The sequence below is a fragment of the Paraburkholderia lycopersici genome (assembly GCF_900096975.1).
Lineage (GTDB): Bacteria > Pseudomonadota > Gammaproteobacteria > Burkholderiales > Burkholderiaceae > Paraburkholderia > Paraburkholderia lycopersici.
In genome coordinates, this window is sequence record NZ_FMYQ01000005.1 from 38,802 (window position 1) to 61,736 (window position 22,935).

Here is a 22,935-nt window from a genome sequence, read left to right on the forward strand (position 1 = left end):
TTTCTGCAGTGCGATGCGTGAAAACCGCGCTAGTTCGCGCCGCCCGTGATGAGATCGGCGCCCTGCGGCCGCACGAACCTGAACGTCGAAACCGGCAACGACGGATTCTTCTCGATGTTGGAGAACGTGAGCAGCGTCACGTTGCCGAACACGTCGTGCAGTTCCATCGCCTCCAGGCTGCCATCGCGAAAGCCGATGCCCACGCTCTTGAACTGCGTGTCCTTCGACTTCGGGATCAGCTCCAGCCAGTCGATACCGTTTTTCACGCCCGCGTCGGAGAGCGTGAAGTTCTTCTCGAGATCGTTGCTGCCGAACAGGATCGCCGCCGGACTCGCGCCGAGCGCGCCGCCCAGCTTGCGCTCGGTAACCTGGTTCAGGTCCTTGTCGTAGACATAGAGGTTGTCGCCGTCCGATTGCAGCACCTGCTGATACGGCTTCTCATACGACCAGATGAACTTGCCGGGCCGCGCGAACATGAACGTGCCGCTCGACGTCCTGGCGTTCAGGGTGGCCGTGGCGATGGCGTCGCTGGCGTTCTTCGCGCCCGACGGCGCCCTGAGCTCGCGCTGCACGAAGCTGCCGCGCGCGGCATGGACCTGCGAGACGAACTGCTTCAGTTGATCGGTGCCGCTCGCATAAACCTGCGAAGCCATCATGACCGACGCGCCGAGCACGGCAAAGAGCGCGCGGCGCGCCGTGCGCGCAAGGCGGGTCGGAAGTCCTGCCGGATACTGCATCTATCGTTCTCCAAGAGGGAAGTTCTTCTGCCGCAGGGGAAGGCACGAAAACGCGGCGGCCTGGCGCGGTTTATTCGGCGTCGCGGCCGGGCGCGAGGATTTCGCGGTTGCCGCTCGACGACATTGCCGAAACGAGCCCGGACTGCTCCATTTGTTCGAGCAGCCGCGCCGCGCGGTTGTAGCCGATGCGCAAATGCCGCTGCACGAGCGAGATCGACGCCCGGCGGTTCTTGATGACCACTTCGACGGCCTGGTCATACAGCGGATCGGACTCGTCGCCGGTGCCGCTGGTTCCCGCCGCCGTGCCCTCGTCGCCCTCGCCCGCCGTGCCGCCTTCGAGGATGCCCTCGATGTAGTTCGGCTCGCCCTGCTCCTTGAGCTTCTCGACGACGCGGTGCACCTCGTCGTCGCCGACGAACGCGCCATGCACGCGCACGGGCAGGCCCGAGCCCGGCGGCAGATAGAGCATGTCGCCCATGCCGAGCAGCGACTCCGCGCCCATCTGGTCGAGGATCGTGCGCGAGTCGATCTTCGACGACACCTGGAACGCGATGCGCGTCGGCACGTTGGCCTTGATGAGCCCCGTGATGACGTCCACCGACGGCCGCTGCGTCGCGAGGATCAGGTGGATGCCGGCCGCGCGCGCCTTCTGCGCGATGCGCGCGATCAGTTCCTCGACCTTCTTGCCGACCACCATCATGAGGTCGGCCAGTTCGTCGATCACGACGACGATGTGCGGCAGCTTCTGGCACGGCTCCGGGTCGTCGGGCGTGAGGCTGAACGGATTCGGAATCTTTTCCTCGCGCTTGTTCGCCTCTTCGATCTTGTTGTTGTAGCCCGCGAGGTTGCGCACGCCGAGCTTGCTCATGAGCTTGTAGCGGCGCTCCATCTCGGCGACGGTCCAGTTCAGCGCGTTGCCGGCCTGGCGCATGTCGGTCACGACGGGGCACAACAGATGCGGAATGCCCTCGTAGACGCTCATTTCGAGCATCTTCGGGTCGATCAGGATCATGCGGACCTGCTCGGCGCTCGCCTTGTAGAGCAGCGAGAGGATCATCGCGTTGATCCCCACCGACTTGCCCGAGCCGGTCGTGCCGGCCACGAGCAGGTGCGGCATCTTCGCGAGATCGGCGCAGACGGGCTTGCCGCCGATGTCCTTGCCGAGGCCCATGGTGAGCGCCGAGGGCGCGTCGGCATAGACGGCCGAGCCGAGGATCTCGGAAAGGCGCACGGTCTGGCGGCGCTGGTTCGGCAGTTCGAGCGCCATGCAGTTCTTGCCCGGAATCGTTTCCACCACGCGGATCGAGACAAGCGACAGCGAGCGCGCGAGGTCCTTCGCGAGGTTCACGATCTGGCTGCCCTTCACGCCCGTGGCGGGCTCGATCTCGTAGCGCGTGACGACCGGCCCCGGATACGCGGCAACGACGGCCACGTCCACGCCGAAGTCCTTGAGCTTCTTCTCGATGAGGCGCGAGGTGAATTCGAGCGTGTCGTCCGAGACGGTCTCCTGCGTGGCCGGCGCAGGGTCGAGCAGCGAAATTGCCGGCAGCGTGGAATCGCCCGGCAAATCCTTGAAGAGCGGCACCTGGCGCTCCTTCTCCACGCGCTCGGAGCGCTGCGGCGTGACCACGGGCGGCACGATCGTGACCGGTTCGTGCTCCTCGATTTTCACTCGCCCGCGCTCGACCTTGCCTTCGCGCTTCACGGCCGCCGCCTCGCCGAGCTTGCGGTCGCGGCCCGCCTCGCGGCGCAGCCGCGCCATGGTCACGGCGTTGATGATGGATTCGCCGACCTTCTCGGCCACGGAGAGCCACGAAAACCGGAAGTACAGCGAGAGACCGATGGCAAGCGCCAGCAGGAGCGCGAGCGTGCCGCCCGTGAAGCCGAGCGCGTGCGAGACCCCGCGCGCGACGGCCCCGCCGACCACGCCGCCGGGCGTCTGGGGCAACTGCACCTTGAGCGACCACATGCGCAGCGCCTCGATGCCGCAGCTCGAAAGCACGACGAGCACGAACGAGAAGGCTTCGGCGACCCAGCTGATGTCGCGCGGCTTGTCGTCGTCATCGTCGGAAACCGCCTCCTGGCGCGTAATGCGCTGGTAGTTCGCCGAAATGAGGCGCCCGAGCAGCACGATCCACCAGTATGCGGAGAGGCCGAACAGCAGCAGAAGAATGTCCGAGGTGCGGGCGCCGACGCGCCCGGCCCAGTTCGAAATGTGATCGACCTGGGCCGCGTGGGTCCAGCTCGGGTCATGGCGGCTGTAGCTGATGAGCGCCATCAGAAGGAACACGCCGAGCGCGACCTGCAAAATCCAGCGGATTTCGGTGAGAAGGCGCGACATGCGGTGAGGCAATGCCTGCGCCGGCGCGGAAAAGGGAGCTTTGGCCATTGAATCCTGGTGCTGATTCTTGATGCGTTTGCGGTCCGCGCGCCGCCCGGCACCGCGGGCAGACGGGCGCGGCCGCCGTCGTCCGATCCGGCTTATTGTAAACGCGTTGTTTCGGCCCCGGCTGCCCCGTGCTGTAAATGACGGTAACTGACAACGCTGCGGGCGCGACGTCCGGTCGCGTCCCGGGTGGTCCCGGGTGTTCCGTGCTCCTTCTTGCCCCGCTTCTTGCCGCCCGCGGGCCTTGCGCCTGGCTTGCCCGCCGCAAGGCCGGCGGCTATCGCGCCAATCAACAAGCTTCATGACGCGGCGAATCTCCCCGGCCTTTATAATTGCCGGCTGATGCCCAACTCATGCGTAAGCCCCGCCGCAACGCCGGGCGGCCGATATATCGCGCCACGCAGCGTCCTTCTACGGAATTCGATCATGTCTGCAACCAAACACGCCAAAGTCCTGATTCTCGGTTCCGGCCCCGCCGGCTACACGGCTGCCGTCTACGCAGCGCGCGCGAATCTCTCGCCGCTGCTCATCACGGGCCTCGCCCAGGGCGGCCAGCTCATGACCACGACCGATGTCGAGAACTGGCCCGCAGACGCGAACGGCGTGCAAGGCCCCGAACTCATGCAACGTTTCCTCGAGCACGCCGAGCGCTTCAATACGGAAATCGTGTTCGATCACATCCATACCGCCAGGCTCGACGAAAAACCCATCCGCCTGATCGGCGACTCGGGCGAGTACACCTGCGACTCGCTCATCATCGCGACCGGCGCGTCGGCGCAATACCTCGGCCTGCCGAGCGAAGAGCTTTACATGGGCCGCGGCGTCTCGGCCTGCGCGACCTGCGACGGCTTTTTCTACCGCAACCAGCACGTCGCCGTGATCGGCGGCGGCAACACGGCCGTCGAAGAAGCGCTGTACCTCGCCGGCATCGCCAGCAAGGTCACGGTCATCCACCGCCGCGACAAGTTCCGCGCCGAGCCGATCCTGATCGACCGTCTGCTCGAGAAGCAGAAAGAAGGCGTGGTCGAGATCAAGTGGAATCACGTGCTCGACGAAGTGAAGGGCAACGAAGGCGGCGTGAACGGCCTGCGCATCAAGGACGTGAAAACGGGCGAGACCACTGACCTCGATCTGCAGGGCCTCTTCGTCGCGATCGGCCACAAGCCGAACACGGACATTTTCGAAGGCCAGCTCGAGATGAAGAACGGCTACATCGTCACGAACGGCGGCCTGAACGGCAACGCCACCGGCACGAGCGTGCCCGGCGTGTTCGCGGCCGGCGACGTGCAGGATCACGTCTATCGCCAAGCCATTACGAGCGCCGGCACGGGCTGCATGGCCGCGCTCGACGCGCAGCGCTATCTGGAAACCGTCAGCGAGCTCGGCCAGGCCCACGTGTTGAGCGCCGAAGCCGATCGCTAAACCAGGCACAGCGGCAAGCGCCCCGGGCCGCCGTTCCGGGCGGCCGGGAACAGGCAGGCGCCGCGCCGCTAAAATGGTGGCCGCAAGCCCGGCAACGCACCGACAAGGAGGGCCGCGGCCAACCAGCCGGCGGCCCTTTCGTTTTGCGGCAGCCCCGAACGCAAGTTGCGGGCGGGCCGCGAGGCGTTGCCCCGGCGTTGCGCCGTGCGCGCAGCCAAACGATTTATCCAGCGTCTTTCGCCATGCCCAAGAACGTGCCCCATCCGGGCGAGCCCAAGCGCCCCTCCTCAACGCGCCCCGCCGCGGCGCCGGCCCCTGCTCCCGCAGCCGATGACGCCGTCTCCGGCAAGGCCGCTGCCGGCTTCGCCGGGCTCGGCAGCCTGCGCGACGCGCTCAAGGCGCAGACCCGCCAGCGCGAGCGTGAACGCGCGGCGGCCCAGGCCGCGCGCGTCGAAGCCGCCGCCGATAGCGACCTCTTTCGCCGCGAAATCGGCCAGGTGGCGCCGCTCAAGCAGCCGCCGCGCGTGCAGCCGCGCCGCGAGGCGCCGGTGCCGCTGCCGCTGCAAACGCGGCTCGACGAGCAGGCCGTGCTGCACGAAGCGATCTCCGACGACTTCGATCCCGAAACCCTCCTCGACACCGACGACTCGCTCTACTACCACCGTCCCGGCGTCAGCGCCGAGGTCGTGAAGAAGCTGCGGCGCGGTACGTGGATCGTCCAGGCGCAGCTCGACCTGCACGGTCTGCGCCGCGAGGAAGCGCGCGAGGCGCTGCAGAACTTCATCCGCGAGGCGGGCAAGCGCGGGCTGCGCTGCGTGCGCGTGATCCACGGCAAGGGCCTCGGCTCGGTCGGCAAGGAGCCCGTGCTCAAGGGCAAGGTGCGCGCATGGCTCGTGCAGAAGGAGGAAGTGATCGCGTTCTGCCAGGCGCGGCCGCACGACGGCGGCGCGGGCGCGGTGCTCGTGCTGCTGCAGCCGCATCCGGTCGGGCACGGTCAGCACCACTCGCCACCCGTGCGCTGACAGCGCTCCATCAGCGGCATCCTGACAAGAAAAAACCCCGTTCGCTGCGTGAGCCGCGACGGGGTTTTTTGTCGCACCGTGAACGCCAGTGCGAAAGGATCAGGCGAAGCGGGTCAGGCGAGGCGCTCTTCCGTCTTCGGATCGAACAGCACGGCCTTCGAAACGTCGAACAGCAGTTCCATGTTGCTGAGCGGCTGCGGATTCGCGCCCGGGTGCACGCGGCTCACGATGCGCTTGCCGTTGACCTGCGCGAACACGAGCGTGTCCGGGCCGGTCGGCTCGATCACGTCCACCTTGACGGTGTGGCGCTGCAGTTCGTGGCCGTGGCCGTCGTGCGAGCTGCGCGCGTCGGTGATGCGCTCGGGGCGCAGGCCCAGCACCACGTCCTGGCCCACGTGCCCGCGCACCTTGTTCGCCTCGAACGGCAGGTTCAGCACGCCGCGCGCCACGCCCGTGTCGAGTTCGAGGCCGACGCCCGCGCCCTGCTCCACCAGCCTGCCGTTGATGAAGTTCATCGGCGGCGCGCCGATGAAGCCCGCCACGAACAGGTTCGACGGCGAATCGTAGATGTCCTGCGGCGCGCCGAACTGCTGGACGATGCCGTCCTTCATTACCGCGATGCGGTCGCCGAGCGTCATCGCCTCGATCTGGTCGTGCGTCACGTAGACGATCGTCGTGCCCACGCGCTGATGCAGGAGCTTGATCTCCGAGCGCATCTCGATGCGCAGCTTCGCGTCGAGGTTCGAGAGCGGCTCGTCGAACAGGAACATCACAGGGTCGCGCGCGAGCGCGCGGCCCATCGCCACGCGCTGGCGCTGGCCGCCCGAGAGCTGGCCCGGCTTGCGGTCGAGCAGATGCTCGATCTGCAGCAGCTTCGATACGCGGCCGACGATTTCCGTCTGCTCGTTCTTCGGCACCTTGCGGATGTTCAGGCCGAACGAGATGTTCTCGCGCACCGTCATCGACGGATAGAGCGCGTACGACTGGAACACCATCGCGATGTCGCGGTCCTTCGGCGAGAGGTTGTTCACCACCTTGCCGTCGATGGCGATCTCGCCCTTGGTGACGGTTTCGAGGCCGGCGATCATGTTGAGCAGCGTCGACTTCCCGCAGCCCGAACCGCCGACGAGAATCAGGAACTGGCCGTCCTCGATGTCGATGTTGACGCCCTTCAGGACGGGCACCCCGTTCGGGTAGGTCTTGTAGACGTCGCGAATGGAAAGGCTTGCCATGCCGTGAATCCTTAAAAAATGGGTTTTAGCCCTTCACCGCGCCCGCCGTGAGGCCGCGCACGAAGTAGCGGCCGGCGATCACGTAGACGAGCAGCGTGGGCAGCGCGGCGATGATCGCGCCGGCCATGTCGACGTTGTATTCCTTCACGCCCGTGGACGTGTTCACGAGATTGTTCAGCGCCACCGTGATCGGCATCGAATCGACGCCCGAGAACACGATGCCGAACAGGAAGTCGTTCCAGATCTGCGTGAATTGCCAGATCAGGCAGACCATGAAGATGGGCAGCGAGATCGGCAGCATGATGCGCGTGAAGATCGTGAAGAAACCGGCGCCGTCGATGCGCGCGGCCTTCACGAGTTCGGCGGGCACGCTCACGTAGAAGTTGCGGAAGAACATCGTCGTGAACGCGATGCCGTACACGACGTGCACGAGCACGAGGCCGCCGATCGTGTTCGAGAGGCCGAAGAAGCCTTCGAGGCGCGCCATCGGCAGCAGGATGGCCTGGAACGGAATGAAGCAGCCCACCAGCAGCATCGTGAAGAGCGCGTCCGCGCCGCGAAAGCGCCAGTGCGTGAGCACGTAGCCGTTGAACGCGCCGATGATCGACGAGATCAGCACGGCCGGAATCACCATCTTCACGGAGTTCATGAAGAACGGCTGCATGCCGTCGCAGCGCACGCCCGTGCAGGCCTCGCTCCACGCCTTGACCCACGGCGCGAATGTCGGGTGCGAAGGCAGCGTGAGCATGGTGCCCGAGTGAATCTGGTCGAGCGACTTGAACGACGTCGACAGCATCACGTAGAGCGGGAACAGGAAGTACAACGCGAACAGGATCAGCGCCGCGTAGACGAACACGCGGCTCACCTTCATATTAGGCTGCATTGCGCGTGCTCCTCGATTCCAGATACATGAGCGGCACGAGCACGGCCACCACCGTCGCAAGCATCATCATCGACGAAGCTGCGCCGACACCGAGCTGCCCGCGGTTGAACGAAAACGTGTACATGAAGATGGCCGGCAGCGACGACGAGGTGCCCGGGCCGCCCGCGGTGAGCGCGACGACGAGGTCGAACGTCTTGATCGTGATGTGGCACAGGATCAGCAGCACGGAGAAGAACACTGGACGCATGCTCGGAATCACGATCTTGCGATAGATCGTGGGCAGCGTCGCGCCGTCCACCTGGGCGGCCTTGAAGATTTCGCTGTCCACGCCGCGCAGGCCCGCGAGAAAGAGCGCCATGCAAAAGCCCGTGGACTGCCAGACGGCGGCGACCACGATACAGAAAATGGCCTTGTCCGGGTCGTTGAGCCAGTCGATCTGGAAGCTCGTCCAGCCGATGCTGTGCATCACCTGCTGAATGCCGAGATCGGGGTTGAAGATCCACTGCCAGGCCGTGCCCGTCACGATGTACGAAAGCGCCATCGGATAGAGGAACACGGCGCGCAGCGCGCCTTCCTGGCGAATCTGCTGGTCGAGCAGGATCGCGAGGAACAGGCCGAGCGCCACGCAAATCGCGATGAACGGAATGCCGAACCAGCCGAGATTCTGCGCCGACGTCCACCAGACGTCGTTCGAGAACAACTCGCGATAGCGGTCGAGGCCCGCGAATTCATAGCGCGGCATCAGTCGCGAGGTGGAGAGCGACAGATAACCGGTGATGAGGATGAAACCATAGACGAATACGAGGCTGATCAGGATGCTGGGCGAAAGCACCAGCTTCGGGATCCAGCGGTCTGCGAGCGCCGCCATCGGCGACGCGCGGCGCGGAGCAGGCGTGGCCGCCTTGCTGTTGCCGCTAAGAGAAGCAGTCACTGCGCAACTCCTGGTACGGTGCGAAAACAGGTTCCGCACGATGATGGGGTTCAGAAGGCGAACCGTCATGCCCGGGGCGCACCGTTTCGCGGCACGCCCCGTCTTACTTCACAAACCTGCCTGACTTACTTCGTCTTCGCGGCCTTCGCGAGCGCGTCCACCGCGCTCTTCGAATCCTGGTTCGAGTTCATGAACTTCGTCACGACGTCGGTGATCGCACCCGCCGTGGCGTCCGGCTGGGCCATGCCGTGCGCGAGCGACGGCACATAGCCGCCGGCCTTGATCGCGGCCTGCTCATCCGCGTACGACTTCTTGCCGCACTCGTCGAACTTGCTCATGTCCACGCCCAGACGCACCGGGATCGATCCCTTGTACAGGCTGAACTGCTCCTGGAACGCCGGGCTCATGATCGTCTTCGCGAGCGCGAGCTGGCCAGGCGTTGCCGCCTTTTGGCCCTTCTGCTGGAAGAACACGAACGAGTCGACGTTAAAAGTGTAGGCCTTCGAAGTACCCGGCACCGGCGCGCAGATGTAGTCCGAGCCCGGCTGCTTGTTCGCGTTCGCGAACTCGCCCTTGGCCCAGTCGCCCATGAACTGCATGCCGGCCTTGCCGTTGATGACCATGGCCGTGGCGAGGTTCCAGTCGCGGCCCGTGCGGCCGTTATCCATGTACGACTCGATCTTGCGAACCGTGTCGAACACGTTGACCATCTGCTGCGACGTGAGGGTCTTCTGGTCGAGGTCGACGAGCGCCTTCTTGTAGAAGTCCGCGCCCTGCGAGAGGACCACGTCTTCCCACAGCGTCAGGTCTTGCCAGGGCTGGCCGCCGGCCGCGACCGGCTGGATGCCCGCGGCCTTGAGCTTGTCTGCCAGCGCGAAGAACTCCGGCCACGTGGTCGGCACCTTGCCGCCCACCTTGTCGAGTGCGGCCTTGTTGATCCACACCCAGTTCACGCGGTGCACCGAGAACGGAGCGGCGACATAGTGGCCATCCGCGTGCATGATCTTGTCGATCTGCGGCGGGAGATTGGCCTTCCAGTCGGTCGCGGCGGCGTCGATCGGCACCAGCACGCCCTGCTCGGCCCATTCCTGGATCAGCGGGCCCTTGATCTGGGCAGCCGTCGGGGCGTTGCCGGAGATCACCTGCGTCTTCAGTGCGGTCATGGCCGCCGCGCCCGCGCCCCCGGCGACCGCGAAGTCCTTCCACACGTAACCCTGCTTCTGCATGTCGTCCTTGAGCACGCCGACGGCCTTCGACTCGCCCCCCGAAGTCCACCAGTGCAGCACTTCGAGGGACTCGGCCGCTTGCGCCGTGGCGACGCCGCCCATCAGACCTGCGGCGCACAGGGCGCCCATGATCGCGCGGAATTTCATTGCTTATCTCCTCCAGACACCTGAACAAAAAACGATTGGCCCCTGATCGCCAGGGTGCGGTGGTTGGTCAAACAGGCAAAACAGGCAAAACACTGGACGGACGGGCGCCGGAGTGCCGCGCGCGTGCTTTTCACGGGATGCGCGCGGGCCGCGTGCCGGTTACCGGCCGCAGGACGCTCAAGAGATGAGTGGTTCGGAATGCAACTTGACTGTCTCCTCTTTTGATTTTCACCGGCCACCTGGCCGGCCGAGGCGCCGCTTGCGTCACGCAGCCTTGAAGCCCCGACATGTGGCGATGCGGGCGTCCCGCCCGCTGTCAAGCCGGGCCGGGTTGCGCATTGTTCTCCATTACCATGTGGGGGCAATCCGTCCACTCGGGAAACCGCGCAAGACCGCCTTGCGGGCCGCGCCTGACGCTTTTTTCATCGAATGAACGTTACCTCTTGATTTGGATTGTAGTTAAACTACAATTCAGTGTCAAAAAAAATTTTATCGGACTACGGCCGTCCGGGCGACCACTTCCGCAGGCGCCCGATGTACCCTGCTGCGGCCAACCCAGGACTGTGACGGAGACTCATGCAAAACCAGACCGATTCAGGTTTCACGTTCGTGCTCTTCGGCGCCACCGGCGACCTGTCGATGCGCAAGATTCTCCCGGCCCTGTATGAGGCGCACCGTTCAGGCCTGCTTTCCCAGGCCGGCAAGATCGTGGGCGTCGCGCGTCACGAGGACGATCGCGCGGCCTATCTCCAGTGGGTCGACGAGCACGTCAAGCCACACGTCTCGAAGAACGGCAGCTTCGACGAAAATGCGTGGGCCAGCTTTCTCGAGCGCATCGTCTATGTGAAGCTCGACCTCTCGCGCGCCGAAGACTTCGCGCATCTGCGCGACGGCATCGCGGCGCTGCCCGGCATCCGCGTGTTCTATCTGGCCACGGGCCCGTCGCTGTTCGTGCCGATCTGCCGCGCGCTCGCCGCCGTGGGCCTGAACGAGAACGCGCGCATCGTGCTGGAAAAGCCGCTCGGCTACGATCTCAAGTCGTCGAACGCGATCAACGACGCCGTGGGCGAGATCTTCGCCGAAGGCCAGATCTACCGGATCGATCACTACCTCGGCAAGGAGCCGGTGCAGAACCTGCTCGCGCTGCGTTTCGGCAATGCGCTCTTCGAGCCGCTGTGGCGCCGCGAATGGGTCGAGAGCATTCAGATCACGATTGCGGAGGAACTGGGCGTCGAGGCGCGCGGCGATTTTTATGACAACACGGGCGCATTGCGCGACATGGTGCAAAATCACCTGTTGCAGTTGCTCTCGATCGTCGCCATGGAGCCGCCGCATTCGATGGATTCGGATTCGGTGCGCGACGAAAAGCTTCGCGTGCTGCGCGCGCTCAAGCCGGTCAATCCGCTCGACATCAGCAAGGTCGCGGTGCGCGGGCAGTACCATGCGGGCGTGATTCGCGGCCAGTCGGTGCCGGGCTATGCGACCGAGCACGGCGTGAAGCCCGACAGCCGCACCGAAACCTTCGTCGCGCTCAAGGTGGAGATCGAGAACTGGCGCTGGGCGGGCGTGCCCTTCTTCCTGCGCACCGGCAAGCGTCTTGCCGACCGCGTGGCCGAGATCGTCGTGAACTTCCGCCCCGTGCCGCATTCGGCGCTCGGCGCGCCGGCGCTGCGCCCGGGTGCCAACCGTCTGGTCATCCGGCTCCAGCCGAACGAAACGATCCGCCTTTACTGCCTCGCCAAGCAGCCGGGCGAAGGCATGAACCTCGCCAGCGTCTACCTCGATCTGGCGTTCGACCGGTTCTTCCGCGAAGGCCAGATGGAGGCCTACCAGCGCCTGCTGCTCGACGTGATAAACGGGCGGCTCGCGCTCTTCGTGCGCCGCGACGAGCAGGAAGCGGCCTGGAAGTGGGTCGAGCCGATCCTGAACGAATGGGCCGCCTCGCCGGGCGCGCCCAAGCCGTACGCGGCGGGCACGTGGGGACCGGCGGCGGCGAGCGCGATGCTGGCGCAGCACGGCACCTGCTGGCTCGAGGAAGAGAATTGAACTGATGGGATTGCATGGCGGCGCGCGAGCGCATGGCGTGGCGCGCCGCCGGAACGGACAGATGAACTACCCCGCACACCTACAAGAAAGCAGCATGGAGGAGAAGTGATCGAGCTTCATGTATTCGACGACCCGCGCGTGCAGACCGACGCGCTGGCGCGGGCCGTGGGCGACGCGCTACAGGCGTCGCTCGCCGCTCAGCAAGCCGCACCCGGCACGACGGCGCGCCGCGCGACGCTCGCCGTCTCGGGCGGCACGAGCCCGCGACCGTTCCTCGAAGCCCTTTCGACGCACCGCTTCGACTGGGCGCACATCGACGTCACGCTCGTCGACGACCGCTGGGTGCCGGACACCGATTCCGCGAGCAATGCGCGCCTCGTGCGCGAGATGCTGCTCACGCACGAGGCGGCCGGCGCGCACTTCCTGCCGCTCGTGGACGTCGCACAGGATCTCGACGCGCACGTCGCCGCGCTCAACGCCGACCCGGCCCGCAAGCTGCCGAACGTCGCGGTGCTCGGCATGGGCGAGGACGGCCACACCGCCTCGATCTTCGCCGACGCCCCCGAATGGCACGAGGCCCTCACGACGGCCCGCCCGTTCGTGGCCGTGCATCCGCAGGCCGCGCCGCACGCGCGCGTCTCGTGGTCGATGCAGGCGCTGCGCCAGGTCGATCGACTGTTCCTGCTGATCGCCGGCGAGCGCAAGCTCGAAGTGCTGCAACAGGCCGCCGCGGCCGAACAAAACAATGCCATCTCGAAGCTGGCGAACGACAAGGGAGTAAGACTCGATGTCTACTGGTGCGCCTAATAAAAACGCCCCTGGCGCGGGCCAGCACGCCGACGGACCGAGGCTGCTCGCCGACATCGGCGGGACCAATGCGCGCTTCGCGCTCGAAACGGCGCACGGCGACATCGGCCAGGTGCGCGTGTATCCGTGCGCGCAGTATCCGGGCGTGGCGGAGGTGATCCAGCAGTATCTGAAGGACACGAAGATCGGCCGCGTGAACCACGCGGCGATCGCGATTGCGAATCCGGTCGACGGCGACCAGGTGCGCATGACCAATCACGACTGGACCTTCTCGATCGAAGCCACGCGCCGCGCGCTCGGCTTCGACACGCTGCTCGTCGTGAACGACTTCACCGCGCTCGCCATGGCGCTGCCGGGCCTCACGGATTCGCAGCGCACCCAGGTGGGCGGCGGCCAGCGCCGCCAGAACAGCGTGATCGGCCTGCTCGGGCCGGGCACGGGCCTCGGCGTCTCTGGCCTCATCCCCGCCGACGACCGCTGGATCGCGCTCGGCAGCGAAGGCGGCCACGCGAGCTTTTCGCCGCAGGACGAGCGCGAAGACCTCGTGCTGCAGTTCGCGCGCAAGAACTGGCCGCACGTCTCGTTCGAGCGCGTGTGCGCGGGGCCCGGCCTCGAGCTCATCTATCGCGCGCTCGCCGCACGCGACAAAAAAAAGCTGCCAGCCAACCTCGGCACGGCCGAAGTCGTGAAACGCGCGCACGAAGGCGAGCCGCTCGCGCTCGAAACCGTCGAATGCTTCTGCGGCATTCTCGGCAGCTTCGCGGGCAACATCGCGATGACGCTCGGCTCGCTCGGCGGCATCTACATCGGCGGCGGCGTGGTGCCGCGCCTCGGCGACCTGTTCACGCGCTCGTCGTTCCGCCAGCGCTTCGAGGCCAAGGGCCGCTTCGACGCCTATCTCGCGAACGTCCCGACCTACGTCATCACGGCCGAATATCCGGCGTTCCTCGGCGTTTCGGCGATCCTCGCGGAGCAGTTGTCGAACCGCGCGGGCGGCGGCTCGTCGGCCGTGTTCGAGCGCATCCGCCAGATGCGCGACGCGCTCACGCCGGCCGAGCGCCGCGTGGCCGACCTCGCGCTCAATCACCCGCGCTCGATCATCAACGACCCGATCGTCGACATCGCGCGCAAGGCCGACGTGAGCCAGCCCACGGTGATCCGCTTTTGCCGCTCGCTCGGCTGCCAGGGCCTCTCCGACTTCAAGCTCAAGCTCGCCACGGGTCTCACGGGCACGATTCCGGTCAGCCACAGCCAGGTGCATCTCGGCGACACCGCCACCGACTTCGGCGCGAAGGTGCTCGACAACACGGTTTCCGCGATCCTGCAGTTGCGCGATCACCTGAACTTCGAACACGTCGAGCAGGCCATCACGCTGCTCAACGGCGCGCGCCGCATCGAGTTCTACGGGCTCGGCAACTCGCACATCGTCGCGCAGGACGCGCACTACAAGTTCTTCCGCTTCGGCATCCCGACCATCGCCTACGGCGACCTGTACATGCAGGCCGCCTCGGCCGCGCTGCTCGGCAAGGGCGACGTGATCGTGGCCGTCTCGAAGTCGGGCCGCGCGCCCGAACTGCTGCGCGTGCTCGACGTCGCGATGCAGGCCGGCGCGCAGGTGATCGCGATCACGTCGAGCAACACGCCGCTCGCGAAACGCGCGACCGTGGCGCTCGAAACCGATCACATCGAGATGCGCGAGTCGCAGCTCTCGATGATCTCGCGCATCCTGCATCTGCTGATGATCGACATCCTCGCGGTGGGCGTCGCGATCCGCCGCGCGTCGCCCGACGCCGACCTGCACGACGCCGTGGCGCGCGCGCGCGAACACGCCGACGACGACGCATCGGCCGTGCTCGACTGGCTGAGCCACGGCGCTTCGTCGACGGCACGCGACTGAGGCGCGCCTGCCGGCGGCGAAAAAACGGGACGCCTCGGCGTCCCGTTTCTTTTGCGCGCTACGTTTCGCTCACGGCGCAGCCGTTTGCGTGGCACCCGGCGCGGGCGTGCCGTGCCACTTCACGACGAGCGCGCGCCCAACCCAAGTGAGCACCCCGCATACGCCGATCGTCACGCCCATGCCCAACGGCGAGACGCCCGGGAACCAGCCGACAGCGGCGCTCGCAAGCGCGCCGAGGCCAAGCTGCGTCGCGCCGAACACGGCTGCCGCCGCGCCCGCGTTTTTCGGATAGCGGTACATGAGATCGGTCGCGCAGTTGGCGCCGAGCAGGCCCACCACGCTCACCACGAAGAAGAGGCCGAACACGATCGACCACAAGCCGCCCCAGCCCGTGACGCACATGAGCGCAACGAATAGCGACGCGGCGACGCTCACGCACGACGCGATCGACACCATCCGCAACGTGCCGAAACGCCCGATGAAGCGCGTATTGAGGAAGTTGCCGAGCATGATGCCGAACACGTTCGCGCCGAAGAACAGCCCGTAGTGCTGCGGCGAAACGTGGAAATACTCGATATAGACGAACGGCGTGGCCGAGATATAGGTGAACATCGCCGCGAACGCCATGCCGCCGCAGAGCATGTGCCCCCATACGAGCGGGTCGCGCAGCAATCGCCCATAAGCCGCGAACGAGCGCAGCACGGCCGCGCTTTCGCGCTTTTCGGGCGGCCAGGTCTCGGGCACGCGCAGGTAAGCGGCCGCGGCGCACGCGAGGCCGAACAGCGTGAGCGCGACGAACACCACACGCCAGCCGCCGATCAGCAGCAACTGCCCGCCGATCAGCGGCGCGAGCAGCGGCCCGATCGACGTGACGATGGCGACCATCGAGAGCACTTTGGCAGCGTCGGACGGCTCGTGGGCGTCGCGCGCGATCGCCCGCGCGAGCACCGAGGCCGCGCCGGCGCCGAGCGCCTGCAGGAAACGCACGATCACGAGCTCGCCCACCGAGAACGAAAACCAGCACGCGACGCTGGCCACCGCGAAGAGCGCGATGCCGCCGAGCAGCACGGGCCGGCGGCCGTAGGCGTCGGATACGGGACCGTAGAGCAGCATGCCGATCGAGAAGCCGGCCATGAAGCTCGTGAGCGTCGAGGCAGCGGCGGCGGCGCTCACGCCGAACGACTGGGCGATGGCCGGCAGGCTCGGCAGGTACATGTCGGTGGCGAGCGGACCGCAGGCGGCGAGTGCGCCCAGCAACAGGATCAGCCGGCCATCGGGCCGGCGGCGCGGAGAATGGGACATGGGGTGTGAGTGGCGGCGAGGCACGCGCGGTTGGCACGGTCTCGAGGTCATGGGCCGATTTTTCGGGCCGCTTTGTCGGCGGCTTGGTCGGCCGCTTTGTCCGCCGATCCCCGGGTCCGCCGGCACATGGCGCGCCCGGAATGGCAAACAAGCGGCAAACAAGCGGCAACGATGCCGCCGAATTGTACCTGACGGCCATCGGCTGCCAGACGACGGCTCGCACGTGGCATCGCCGACGCTTTACGCTAAGCTGCCCGCTTTCGTCCGGTTTCGTACGCTGCCCTCATGACCGCCTTCCTGCTGATCTGGAGTCCCAAGAAGTGGCCCTGGCCCGAACTGCCCGACTTCGCGCGCCGCGTGCGCGCCGGTGAAACCGTCGCCGACACGTGGGGCTGCGGTTTCGCACGCGGCATCCTGCCGGGCGACCGCGTGTTCCTGCACCGTGTCGCCGCGGAGCCGCGCGGGCTCTTCGGCTCCGGTTACGTCACGCGAGCGCCCTATGAAGTGCCCGACACCGCCTATAAGCGCGGCTACCGGCTGTGCATCGACTTCGTCTACGACTGGCTCGTCGATGCGGGCGAAGACGTGGTCATCGCTCGCGACGACTTGCGAATCCACCCGTTTTCGGTCCAGACCTGGGACGCGCAGAGCTCGGGCACCGTCATCAAGCCCGTTGCCGAAGGCGCACTGGAAAAACGCTGGGCGGAACTGACCGGACGGCGGCCGATGCCCGCGCCGGTGCTCGCGGCCATGCAGGCGCTGCACGATGCGCAAACGGCGCCGGCGGCCGCACCGGCGCCCGGTCAAACGCCGGGCGCGGCGCGCCCCGCCCGCAAGCGGGCCGCCTCGCAAGGCACGTCGCGCGGCACGGCGCCGCATCCCGCACCGCCTTCCGCCAGGCGCGGGCCGCGAACACGCTGAATCCCCGGGCCGAAGGCGCATATGTCAGCCGCCGCGCCGCTCGCCAGGGTGGCCTGCGAAGCCTCGCCCGGTCCACCCCGGGCTCCGGCCCGATCCGCGTGACTCCGGTACAATTTCGGGAGAACAGCCCCATCGCCCGCGCTCATGCGGCGCCGCATGGGTCCGCCCCAGGTACTGCGGGCGCACTCCGGCGACGGCCGCCAGCGCCTCGCGCCGCGAGCCACACCACTTTCGCAGGTCCAGCACTCATGTCCAACACCCAGTCCAGCACGCCAAACCGGAACGAAGCCCTTTTCGAACGCGCCCAGCGCACCATTCCGGGCGGCGTGAATTCGCCCGTGCGCGCGTTCCGCTCGGTCGGGGGCACGCCGCGCTTCATCGCGCGCGCCCAGGGCCCGTACTTCTGGGACGCAGAAGGCAAGCGCTACATCGACTACATCGGCTCGTGGGGCCCGATGATCGTCGGCCACGTCCATCCGGAAGTGCTCGAAGCCGTGCAGCGCGTGCTCGCCCACGGCTTCTCGTTCGGCGCGCCGACCGAGGCCGAGATCGAGATCGCCGAGGAAATCTGCAAGATCGTGCCGTCGATGGAGCAGGTGCGCATGGTGTCGAGCGGCACCGAGGCGACCATGAGCGCGCTGCGTCTCGCGCGCGGCTACACGAAGCGCGACCGCATCGTGAAGTTCGAGGGCTGCTATCACGGCCACGCCGACAGCCTGCTCGTGAAAGCCGGCTCGGGCCTGCTCACGTTCGGCAACCCGACTTCGGCGGGCGTGCCCGTCGATATCGCGAAGCACACCACGGTGCTCGAGTACAACAACGTCGCGGCGCTCGAAGAAGCCTTCAAGGCATTCGGCGACGAGATCGCGGCCGTGATCGTCGAGCCGGTCGCGGGCAACATGAATCTCGTGAAGGCCACGCCCGAGTTCATCGGCGCCTTGCGCAGTCTCACGGCAAAGCACGGCAGCGTGCTGATCTTCGACGAGGTGATGTGCGGCTTCCGCGTCGGCCTGCGCGGCGCGCAGGCGCTCTACGGCGTCGAGGCGGACATGGTGTGTCTCGGCAAGGTGATCGGCGGCGGCATGCCGGCGGCGGCGTTCGGCGGCCGCCGCGAGATCATGGATCATCTGGCGCCCAACGGATCGGTGTACCAGGCGGGCACGCTCTCGGGAAACCCGATCGCCGTCGCGGCGGGCCTGAAGACGCTTCAGCTCATTCAGGCACCGGGCTTCTACGAGCAGCTCACGGCGAAGACCGCGCGCCTCGCCCAGGGTTTGAGCGCGGCGGCACGCGCGGAAAACGTGCCGTTCGTCGCGGACTCGGTGGGCGGCATGTTCGGCCTCTATTTCGCGGACACCGTGCCGGGCAGCTTCGCGGAGGTCACGAAGAGCGACATCGCGCGCTTCAACCGCTTTTTCCACCGCATGCTGGACGCGGGCGTCTACTTCGCGCCCTCGGCTTACGAGGCGGGCTTCGTGTCGAGCGCACACGACGACGCGATCCTCGACGAGACGATCGCCGCGGCGCGCCGCGCGTTCGCCGCGGAAGCGGCGGCGGAAAACGTGACGCAGTAACGCGTCACGCCATTACCCGAAGGCGGGGCGCGCGCCCCGCCGGCCCTCCCCTGACCGCCGCCCGAGAGAAAGCCCGACGATGTTCTCGCAATCCGATTTCGTCCACATGGAGCGCGCGCTCGCCCTCGCGCAGCGCGGCCTTTACACGACCGACCCGAACCCGCGCGTCGGCTGCGTGCTGGTGAGGGACGGGGTGGTGATCGGCGAGGGCTACACGCAACCGGCCGGCCAGGATCACGCCGAAATCCAGGCGATGAAAGACGCCCGCACACGCGGCCACGAACTGCGCGGCGCAACCGCCTATGTCACGCTCGAGCCGTGCAGTCACTTCGGCCGCACGCCGCCGTGCGCGAATGCGTTGATCGAGGCGAAGGTCGCGCGCGTGATCGCCGCCATGGAGGACCCGAATCCGCTCGTTTCCGGGCGCGGGCTGGCGATTTTGCGCGACGCGGGCATCGACGTGCGTTGCGGCCTGCTCGCCAGCGAAGCGCGCGAACTGAACATCGGCTTCGTTTCGCGCATGACCCGCAAGCGGCCATGGGTGCGCATGAAGGTGGCGGCGTCGCTCGACGGCCGCACGGGTCTGCCCTCGGGCGAGAGCCAGTGGATCACGGGCGAAGCCGCGCGCGCCGACGGCCACGCCTGGCGCGCGCGCGCTTCGGCCATCCTCACGGGCATCGGCACGGTGAAGGAAGACGATCCGCGCATGACCGTGCGCGCCGTCAACACGCCGCGCCAGCCCAAACGCGTACTGATCGACAGCCGCCTCGACGCCTCGCCGCTCGCGCAAATTTTCGTGGGCGCGCCGACGCTGGTGTTCTGCGCCGCGCTCGACGAGAGCAACGCCGAACGCGCCGAAGCACTGCGCGCGCGCGGCGCCGAGCTCGTCGCGCTCGGCAACGAGCACGGCAAGGTCGACCTGCCGGCCATGCTCGGCGAACTCGCCGAGCGCGGCGTGAACGAGCTGCACGTGGAAGCCGGCTATAAGCTCAACGGCTCGCTCCTGCGCGAAGGCTGCGTGGACGAACTCCTCGTCTACGTGGCGCCGTCGCTCCTCGGCACCAGCTCGCTCGGCATGATCGACATCGCCGCGCCCGCGACGCTCGAGGGGCGCACGCGCCTCGCTTTCCATTCCGTCGATCGTCTCGGCAACGACCTGCGCATTCTCGCGCGCGTCGTCACGGCGCAAGACGCCTGACCCTCATTGATGCACTGAACACAAGGAACAGCACGATGTTTACCGGAATCGTCGCGGCGGTAGGCCGCATCGAATCGATCCGCCCGCTCGGCAGCGACGCCGGCGCCGGCGTGCGTCTCAGCGTCGACGCGGGCGGCCTCGGCCTCGACGACGTGCAGCTCGGCGACAGCATCGCGATCCAGGGCGCGTGCATGACCGTCATCGAAAAGTCGGCGACGAGCTTCGACGTCGACGTCTCGCGCGAAAGCCTGAACCGCACCGTGGGTCTGTCGGCGACGGGCGAAGTGAACCTCGAAAAGGCGCTGCGCGCGAACGACCGCCTGGGCGGCCACATCGTCTCCGGCCACGTGGACGGTCTCGGCACGGTCACCCGTTTCGCGCCCGTGGGCGAGTCGCACGAACTGCGCATTCTCGCTCCGGCCGCGATCGGCCGCTATCTCGCCTACAAGGGTTCGATCACCGTCAACGGCGTGAGCCTCACCGTCAATTCGGTCGACGATCGCGCGGACGGCTGCGAATTCTCGATCAACCTGATTCCGCATACCGTGGAAGTGACCACGCTCAAGCATCTTGCGGCGGGAAGCCAGGTGAACCTGGAAATCGATCTGATCGCGCGGTATGTGGAGCGGATGCTGTCCGCCGACAAAGCCGCCGTGACAGCCGAAAGCCGCTGAGCCGGCCCGCGGCGCGCCCCGGCGAACGCAAGCACGTCCGCCGGGGCGCTGATAGAATTCATGCTTTCCTTACGCGCTCGCCACACGGCGCGCCGCGTTCCCCTCACCCGATTCGAGCAAGGAGGCAGAGTTGGCAACGCCTGAAACGAACGCCGCCATGCCGATGGTCCCGGTGATGCTGCCTGTTGCGTCTCGTGGCGCGACCTTCCCGCTTCCAGCGCAGCCATAGCGCACGCCGCGCGCGGCATGTCGTCGAACCGCCGCGCCGCCATTCTGCAATTCCGCGATTTCAGGATCGAGCCGCCCGGCGACGCAGGCCAGGGCGTGCGCGGCCCGTTTTCCGCCTAACGCTGATGCTTGCTTGATGCTTCATTCAGGAGAGTCTTCGGGCATCGCGTCCGGAGCACGCTGCCCATGACAGAGCCAAACAACCAACCCGATTCGGGCGGACAAACGTTCCGCAAGGTCCTCGGCTTCGCATTCCGGCACTGGTCGCGCCAGCCGGTGCGCGTCGGCGCCGTGGCGCTCGCGTCGCTCCTCGGCGCGCTCGCCGACGTGCTCACGCCGCACTACGCAGGCGAGCTCGTCGACGCCCTTACCCACGACGCCGCGGCCAGCAGCGCCGCCCCCTGGCATGCGGCCGTCGTCGCGTTCTGGACGCTCACGGCGCTCGGGCTCGGCGGCACGGTCATGCGCCAGGCCGCCTACCGCAACATCATCGTGCTCACACTCAGGATGATGAGCGAGATCGCCACGCACGCGTTCCACCGCGTGCAGCGTTTCTCGACCGACTGGCACGCGAACAGCTTCGCGGGCTCCACCGTGCGCAAGGTCACGCGCGGCATGTGGGCGCTCGACCTGCTCAACGACACGCTGCTCGTCGCCCTCTTTCCGTCGCTCGTCATGCTGGTCGGCTCGACGGTTCTGCTCGCGGTGCAATGGCACGTGATGGGCCTCGTGGTCGGCCTCGGCTCGGCCATCTATCTGGCGATCACGGTTTCGCTCTCGCTCTTCTACGTCGCGCCCTCGGCCCGGCTCGCGAACCGGTGGGACACGAAGATGGGCGGCGCGCTCGCCGACGCCATTTCGTGCAACGCCGTCGTCAAGGCCTTCGGCGCGGAAACGCGCGAAGAGGCGCGGCTCGCGCGCGTCGTGACGAAGTGGAGCGAGCGCACGCGGCGCACCTGGCGGCGCGGCACGCTCAACGGCGGCGTACAGGGCGCGTTGCTCGTGGGCATGCAGGCGGCCATACTCGGCGCCGCGCTGCTCTTGTGGTCGCGCGGGCTTGCGAGCGTCGGCGACATCACGTTCGCGCTCACGCTGTTCTTCCTGCTCAAAGGCTATTTGCGCGACGTGGGCATGCACGTGCGCAACCTGCAGCGCTCGGTCAACGACATGGAAGAGCTCGTGACGCTCGACGCCGAACCGCTCGGCATCGAAGACCCGCCTGGCGCGCCGCCCATCGTGATCGACCAGGGCGACATCCGGTTCGAGAACATGACGTTCCGCTATGGCGCGCACGAAAGACCGCTGTACGAGAACCTCTCGCTGCGCATCGCACCGGGCGAGCGCGTGGGGCTGGTCGGCCATTCCGGCTCCGGCAAGACCACGCTCATCAAGCTGATCCAGCGCCTCTACGACGTGTCGGGCGGCCGCATCACGATCGACGGCCAGGACATCGCGCGCGTGCAGCAGGCGTCGCTGCGCTCGCAGATCGCGATCGTGCAGCAAGAGCCCGTGCTGTTCCACCGTTCGCTCGCCGAAAACATCGCTTACGCCCGGCCTGGCGCGACGCGCGCCGAGATCGAACGCGCGGCGAAGCTCGCGAGCGCCCACGACTTCATCATGGCGCTGCCGCACGGCTACGACACGCTCGTGGGCGAGCGCGGCGTAAAGCTTTCGGGCGGCGAGCGCCAGCGCGTGGCCATTGCCCGCGCGTTTCTCGCGAACGCGCCGATCCTGATCTTCGACGAAGCGACCTCGAGCCTCGACAGCGAAAGCGAATTGCTGATCCAGCAAGCCATGGAGCGGCTGATGGAGGGGCGCACGACCGTGGTGGTCGCGCACCGGCTCTCGACCGTGCGCACGCTCGACCGCCTGCTCGTGCTGGAGCGCGGACGCGTGGCGGAGGAAGGCACGCACGACGCGCTCGTGCGCCGCGAAAACGGCCTGTACCGGCGCCTGTTCGAGCGCCAGGCGCTGGAGCTGACGAAGGGCCTCGCCGACGACGTCATCTTCCGTTGACGCCCCCCTTCGCTCCTACCCCTGGTCTCGTCCTTCGCCCGCCCGAGGCCGCGCACGCTCGCGCCGCGAGACCGTTCAGGCGGGCGCGGCATGCGCGTGCGGCGGGATTTCCGCGAGCAGGCCGGCCGCTCGGCCGGCATCGACGGCCACGCCCCGCCGCCCCGGCGCGGCGGGCTGCCGGCTCAAAGGCCGACCCAGCGGTCAACCCGCGGGCACTGCGCCGGACAGCGTTCTGGGCGACGCGTGCGCCCGCGTGGCGTAAAATGTGCGCTTTCCAGCCAGAATC

17 protein-coding genes are annotated in these 22,935 nt (G+C 67.2%); 10 read left to right on the forward strand and 7 right to left on the reverse strand.

Features of this window, described 5'->3' with window-relative positions:
• Positions 1-29: 29 nt before the first annotated feature.
• Together lolA and BLU17_RS07560 are read right to left on the reverse strand one after the other, a co-directional pair.
• Positions 30-737 carry an outer membrane lipoprotein chaperone LolA gene (gene lolA / locus BLU17_RS07555; protein ID WP_091996111.1) on the reverse strand — a complete coding sequence of 236 codons (708 nt, stop codon included), beginning with the start codon at positions 735-737 and terminating at the stop codon, positions 30-32.
• Between the two features lie 70 nt (positions 738-807).
• Positions 808-3,126: a DNA translocase FtsK gene (locus tag BLU17_RS07560; protein WP_091996112.1), complete on the reverse strand. Its 2,319-nt coding sequence runs from the start codon at positions 3,124-3,126 to the stop codon at positions 808-810.
• Positions 3,127-3,549: 423 nt separating this feature from the next.
• On the opposite strand from BLU17_RS07560, the gene trxB reads away from it, so the two are divergent.
• Both trxB and BLU17_RS07570 read left to right on the forward strand, forming a co-directional pair.
• On the forward strand, positions 3,550-4,545 hold the full coding sequence (gene trxB, locus BLU17_RS07565) for a thioredoxin-disulfide reductase (protein WP_091996113.1): 996 nt from the start codon (positions 3,550-3,552) through the stop codon (positions 4,543-4,545).
• Between the two features lie 242 nt (positions 4,546-4,787).
• Complete coding sequence (locus BLU17_RS07570; RefSeq protein WP_091996114.1) at positions 4,788-5,567, forward strand: Smr/MutS family protein; 780 nt, start codon at positions 4,788-4,790, stop codon at positions 5,565-5,567.
• Between the two features lie 113 nt (positions 5,568-5,680).
• On the opposite strand, the gene BLU17_RS07575 is transcribed toward BLU17_RS07570, so the two are convergent.
• From BLU17_RS07575 to BLU17_RS07590, 4 genes are all read right to left on the reverse strand, one after another.
• The gene (locus BLU17_RS07575; RefSeq protein ID WP_091996115.1) at positions 5,681-6,799 is read right to left on the reverse strand and encodes an ABC transporter ATP-binding protein; all 1,119 of its coding nucleotides are present in this window, start codon (positions 6,797-6,799) and stop codon (positions 5,681-5,683) included.
• A gap of 25 nt (positions 6,800-6,824) precedes the next feature.
• Positions 6,825-7,682 carry a carbohydrate ABC transporter permease gene (locus BLU17_RS07580; RefSeq protein WP_176928962.1) on the reverse strand — a complete coding sequence of 286 codons (858 nt, stop codon included), beginning with the start codon at positions 7,680-7,682 and terminating at the stop codon, positions 6,825-6,827.
• Entirely contained in the window at positions 7,672-8,613 is a 942-nt protein-coding gene (locus BLU17_RS07585; RefSeq protein WP_091996117.1) for a carbohydrate ABC transporter permease, read from the reverse strand. The genes BLU17_RS07580 and BLU17_RS07585 overlap by 11 nt, the downstream gene beginning before the upstream one ends.
• A gap of 125 nt (positions 8,614-8,738) precedes the next feature.
• On the reverse strand, positions 8,739-9,986 hold the full coding sequence (locus BLU17_RS07590; RefSeq protein WP_091996118.1) for an ABC transporter substrate-binding protein: 1,248 nt from the start codon (positions 9,984-9,986) through the stop codon (positions 8,739-8,741).
• Positions 9,987-10,562: 576 nt separating this feature from the next.
• Here BLU17_RS07590 and zwf point away from each other — a divergent pair.
• The 3 genes from zwf (at position 10,563) to BLU17_RS07605 (ending at position 14,736) form a co-directional block, all read left to right on the forward strand.
• Positions 10,563-12,032: a glucose-6-phosphate dehydrogenase gene (gene zwf / locus BLU17_RS07595; RefSeq protein ID WP_091996119.1), complete on the forward strand. Its 1,470-nt coding sequence runs from the start codon at positions 10,563-10,565 to the stop codon at positions 12,030-12,032.
• 105 nt (positions 12,033-12,137) lie between these two features.
• Complete coding sequence (gene pgl, locus BLU17_RS07600) at positions 12,138-12,839, forward strand: 6-phosphogluconolactonase (RefSeq protein WP_091996120.1); 702 nt, start codon at positions 12,138-12,140, stop codon at positions 12,837-12,839.
• Positions 12,820-14,736 carry a bifunctional transcriptional regulator/glucokinase gene (locus BLU17_RS07605; protein WP_091996121.1) on the forward strand — a complete coding sequence of 639 codons (1,917 nt, stop codon included), beginning with the start codon at positions 12,820-12,822 and terminating at the stop codon, positions 14,734-14,736. Before pgl ends, BLU17_RS07605 begins: the two co-directional genes overlap by 20 nt.
• A 69-nt stretch (positions 14,737-14,805) precedes the next feature.
• Here BLU17_RS07605 and BLU17_RS07610 read toward each other — a convergent pair whose 3' ends face one another.
• Complete coding sequence (locus tag BLU17_RS07610; protein ID WP_091996122.1) at positions 14,806-16,038, reverse strand: Bcr/CflA family multidrug efflux MFS transporter; 1,233 nt, start codon at positions 16,036-16,038, stop codon at positions 14,806-14,808.
• 285 nt (positions 16,039-16,323) lie between these two features.
• On the opposite strand from BLU17_RS07610, the gene BLU17_RS07615 reads away from it, so the two are divergent.
• From BLU17_RS07615 to BLU17_RS07635, 5 genes are all read left to right on the forward strand, one after another.
• Positions 16,324-16,959: a hypothetical protein gene (locus BLU17_RS07615; RefSeq protein WP_245746762.1), complete on the forward strand. Its 636-nt coding sequence runs from the start codon at positions 16,324-16,326 to the stop codon at positions 16,957-16,959.
• A gap of 248 nt (positions 16,960-17,207) precedes the next feature.
• The gene (gene hemL, locus BLU17_RS07620) at positions 17,208-18,533 is read left to right on the forward strand and encodes a glutamate-1-semialdehyde 2,1-aminomutase (protein WP_091996123.1); all 1,326 of its coding nucleotides are present in this window, start codon (positions 17,208-17,210) and stop codon (positions 18,531-18,533) included.
• A gap of 79 nt (positions 18,534-18,612) precedes the next feature.
• Positions 18,613-19,731 (forward strand): bifunctional diaminohydroxyphosphoribosylaminopyrimidine deaminase/5-amino-6-(5-phosphoribosylamino)uracil reductase RibD, encoded by a 1,119-nt coding sequence (ribD, locus tag BLU17_RS07625; protein ID WP_091996124.1) that lies wholly within the window; start codon positions 18,613-18,615, stop codon positions 19,729-19,731.
• 35 nt (positions 19,732-19,766) lie between these two features.
• Positions 19,767-20,405 carry a riboflavin synthase gene (locus tag BLU17_RS07630; RefSeq protein WP_091996125.1) on the forward strand — a complete coding sequence of 213 codons (639 nt, stop codon included), beginning with the start codon at positions 19,767-19,769 and terminating at the stop codon, positions 20,403-20,405.
• Between the two features lie 414 nt (positions 20,406-20,819).
• The gene (locus BLU17_RS07635) at positions 20,820-22,649 is read left to right on the forward strand and encodes an ABC transporter ATP-binding protein (protein WP_091996126.1); all 1,830 of its coding nucleotides are present in this window, start codon (positions 20,820-20,822) and stop codon (positions 22,647-22,649) included.
• Positions 22,650-22,935 lie beyond the last annotated feature (286 nt).